This window comes from Jejuia spongiicola (assembly GCF_023502325.1).
GTDB classification, from domain to species: Bacteria; Bacteroidota; Bacteroidia; order Flavobacteriales; family Flavobacteriaceae; genus Wocania_A; species Wocania_A spongiicola.
This window is the reverse complement of sequence record NZ_JAMFLZ010000016.1, coordinates 1-4,132: the sequence shown is the minus strand read 5'-3', so window position 1 is coordinate 4,132 and position 4,132 is coordinate 1. Positions and strand designations below refer to the sequence as shown.

The window sequence follows — 4,132 nt, the reverse complement described above, 5'->3', positions numbered from 1 at the left end:
AAAACTAATAGCGAAGTTTGCTGTTCCTGCTGAGGTTGGAGTTCCAGTGATGTCTAGGCTCAAGTTCCCAGCACCGTTAGCCAGCGTTCCTGCTTGAATGGTAGCTGTTAGTCCCGTTACTCCCGTAGAAGCGGTTGGTGATCCTGAGCCGTATGCTGCTCCGTTACCTCCTGTATAAGGAATGGTTGCTGTTCCAGTATACGCTGTATTTTCTGTTGCTGTAGCTGGTGATGCTGTACCTGCTGCGCAGTCTAAGTTTGCTACTGTAGCATTTAATACATCTACAGTAAGTGAGTAGGTACAGGTCTGCCCTCCAAAACTAATGGCAAAGTTTGCTGTTCCTGATGCTGTTGGCGTTCCTGTGATGTCTAGGCTCAAGTTCCCAGCACCGTTAGTAAGTGTTCCTGCTTGGATGGTTGCTGTTAGTCCGGATACCCCTGTTGAGTTGATCGGTGATCCTGCACCGTATGCTGCTCCGTTACCTCCTGTATAAGGAATGGTTGCTGTTCCAGTGTATGCTGTATTTTCTGTAGCTGTTGCTGGTGAGGCAGTTCCTGCTGCACAGTCTAAGTTTGCTACTGTTGGAGTTAATGGATCAACCGTTAGTGAGTAGGTACAGGTTTGTCCACCAAAACTAATAGCGAAGTTTGCTGTTCCTGCTGAGGTTGGAGTTCCATCAACGAAAAACGTAATAAATCCATTACCATTTGCAAGCGTTCCTGCACCAATAACACCTGTCAATCCTGTTACTCCAGTAGAGCTAATAGGAGTTCCATTTCCATAACTACTTCCGTTACCACCTGTGTAAGGTATACTTGCCGATCCTGCATAAGCAATATTCTCTGTGGCTAATGGTGGTGATGCAAGTGCACTCGCACAGTCTAAGTTTAATACGGTAGCGCTCAATACATCAACTGTAAGTGAGAAGGTACATGTTTCTCCTCCAAAGCTAATGGCAAAGTTTGCTGTTCCTGATGTTGTTGGCGTTCCTGTGATGTCTAGGCTCAAGTTCCCAGCTCCGTTGGCAAGCGTTCCTGCTTGGATGGTTGCTGTTAGTCCGGATACTCCTGTTGAGTTGATCGGTGATCCTGCACCGTATGCTGCTCCGTTACCTCCTGTATAAGGAATGGTTGCTGTTCCAGTGTATGCTGTGTTTTCTGTAGCTGTTGCTGGTGAGGCAGTTCCTGCTGCACAGTCTAGTGTTGCAACTAATACAGAAGGGACAGTACAGTTATTAAACCAATTTGTACCATTGTACCATTCTAGACAATGCACGTCTAAATTGTAAATAATGAGTCCTTCTGCTGGAGATTGGATAGCATCTCTCTGAGCTGTAGTCATTCTAGGAGCTAGTAATCCTTTATCAGTACTTGTAATATCTAATGCAGAGGAAGGGTCTGGATTATTGGTTCCAATAGATTCTTGCGCATTGGAAACTGCCACCACTGTAAAAAGTGCGGTGCTTAGCAAGATGCTTTTTATATTGAATTTAAAACTTTTCATTGTATGTTTTTTTAAATAGTTATAGCTAAATAAAAACGGAATATTTATTTCCGCTTTCGCGAAAATTTTTTAGTTAATGATGAACCAGTTTGTGCCATCGTTTTGTAACACAAATGTTTGGTAAGGGACAGTTGTAGTTCGTGTTGCAGCACCATCTATAGTTGCTCCAGCACCATTTAATACCATACTGTTTACCGTAGCATCTATCTTTTTTACCACGTATTTTTTACCTAATACTGGTGTTGGTAAGGTAACCGTAACACTTCCTGCTGTAGCATCTATCAAAATAGTAGCATCGTCTGCAATTACTGCGTAATTAGCTGTTTCTGTACGAATAGCTGCCGTAGTGGCTATTGTGCTACTTGTTGTACTTTTAAGTTCCCCTGTAGTAGCATCTGCTGTTACAACAAGATCTGTGGCAAGGTCTGCTCCTGTAAGATCACTTACGCGCACTTTACCATTAACTTCTAGTTTTTCATTAGGCGTTGCTGTACCAATACCAATTTTAGCTGTAGTTAAAGCTGGAAATGTATTTACATCTATACCATAAATTACATTAGCTATATTAAGTTGGTTACTTCCAAATCGATCTGGAACATCAGTATTAGTACTACTACCTATAACAATATTATTATTACCATTTTGAAGACCATTTCCAGCTACATACCCTAAGAAAAGATTATGATTACCTACAAAGTTGTTCCCAGAAAAAACTCCAATAGACGTATTATTACTTGAATTTGTAAGCTGTCTTAAGGCAGTACTACCTATAGCTACATTAGAACTACCTGATGTAATATTTAAAAGAGTATTATTACCAACACCTATATTTAAAGATCCAGTACCTGCATTTGTGCCATTAGCACCTACACCTGCATCACTTGTAATATGATTACGATTACCAACCACTCTTAAATCGGCATCAAAATTCGATTGAGGAATACTTTTTAACTCTCCTGTAGCGGCATCTGCTGTTACAATAAGGTCTGTAGTAAGGTCTGCACCCATAAGGTCACTTACACGTACTTTACCATTTACCTCTAATTTTTCATTAGGAGTATCAGTTCCAATACCTACATTACCAGATGCTTCAGCAGTCATAATAAGATTATTTGTACTAACATCTACAATACCTATAGCATCACGCGAAGGTGTGTATGCTATTTTCATTTTACTCACAGATTGCTCTCTAAAGAAAATTTGAGATTCAAAACCAGTTTCAGAGTCAATAGCAATATTAGCATTACCACCCTCTTGAATATGCAATGAAAATGGTGTTGGAGTACTAATTCCAATACCAACATGTCCCATAGTGTAAATATCTTCAGTATTCTCTGTAGCTCCCATATTATCATCTGTACCAAACCAAGGTTCGTTTACAGCAGCTAAACTTGCAGCTGAAACTGCTTTTAGTTCACCTGTAACATCGTCTGCTGTTACTATAAAGTCAGGATTAACCAATGGGTCTGAATCAACTCCCGTAAGGTCACTTACACGTACTTTACCGTTTACTTCTAGTCTTTCATTAGGAGTCATTGTACCTATACCTACATTTCCAAGCTCATTAATCCTAATTCTCTCGTTTCCATCCGTTACAAACCTTAAGTTATCTGGGGCATTATTAATATTTGACATACCAGTATTTGTATCATTTAAAAAAGAATAGTTTGGGATTCTCTGTTGATTAGCATCAGCTATTCTCAAAGCCATATGAGTTTGATTACCTATACCAGCTAGCTCCATAAATGTTCCTTTAGGGAGATATGTAAATCTTAATTTTGAAGTCGTTGTAGTAATATCATAAGTATTAGAAGGCAATATATTATTAGCCAAAGTTATTCTTAGTCCACCAGCTACATGCAAGTCATTTCCTGGTGAGGCTGTACCAACACCTACATTCCCTAGAGAATAAATGTCTTCCGTATTATCTGTAGCTCCCATATTATCGTCTGTACCAAACCAAGGCTCGTTGGTTATTGGGTTTTGATTTATCCACAGAGTTCCATTAAAAGTCCAAACATCACCTGTAGATTCATCTATGTAAACACTTCCAGCTGCTCCAGTAGTTCCGTTTCCGTTTGGATCTCCTGTTCCTGTTTGGGTAATATCAAAGCTTATAACTGTATTATCGGCAGCGGTGTGTGTAAAAGTGCCATCGCCGTTATCTTGTAATACATCAGAATTGGTATTTATTACGTTGATAATCTCATTATAAATATCACCTTGATTCTGAATATTTGTGACTACATTTCCAATTACATCTACTGTAATAGTATCTCCATTTGCATTGGTAAACGTATACGTACCATCTCCGTTATTGGTCATGGTAGTTGTATTGGCATCAAAAGTTACTATCGTGCCATCGGCTGCGGTATGAGTGAAAGTACCGTCGCCATTGTCTTGTAATACATCAGAATTGGCATTAATTACGTTGATAATCTCATTATAAATATCACCTTGATTCTGAATGTTGGTCACAACGTCTCCAATTACATCTACTGTAATGGTATCTCCATTTGCATTAGTAAACGTATAAGTACCATCTCCGTTGTTAGTCATGGTAGTTGTATTAGCATCGAAAATCACTATCGTGCCGTCGGCTGCGGTGTGTGTAAAGGTACCATCGCCA

Annotated in this window: 2 protein-coding genes; both read right to left on the bottom strand. The window is 39.6% G+C overall.

The genetic code is table 11. The features are described 5' to 3' along the window. A partial coding sequence (locus tag M3P09_RS17145; protein ID WP_249974049.1) for a hypothetical protein occupies positions 1-1,503 on the bottom strand: 1,503 nt, incomplete at its 3' end. Between the two features lie 69 nt (positions 1,504-1,572). Beyond that, positions 1,573-4,132 (bottom strand): beta strand repeat-containing protein (locus tag M3P09_RS17140; protein ID WP_430886770.1); only part of this gene is annotated, 2,560 nt, incomplete at its 5' end.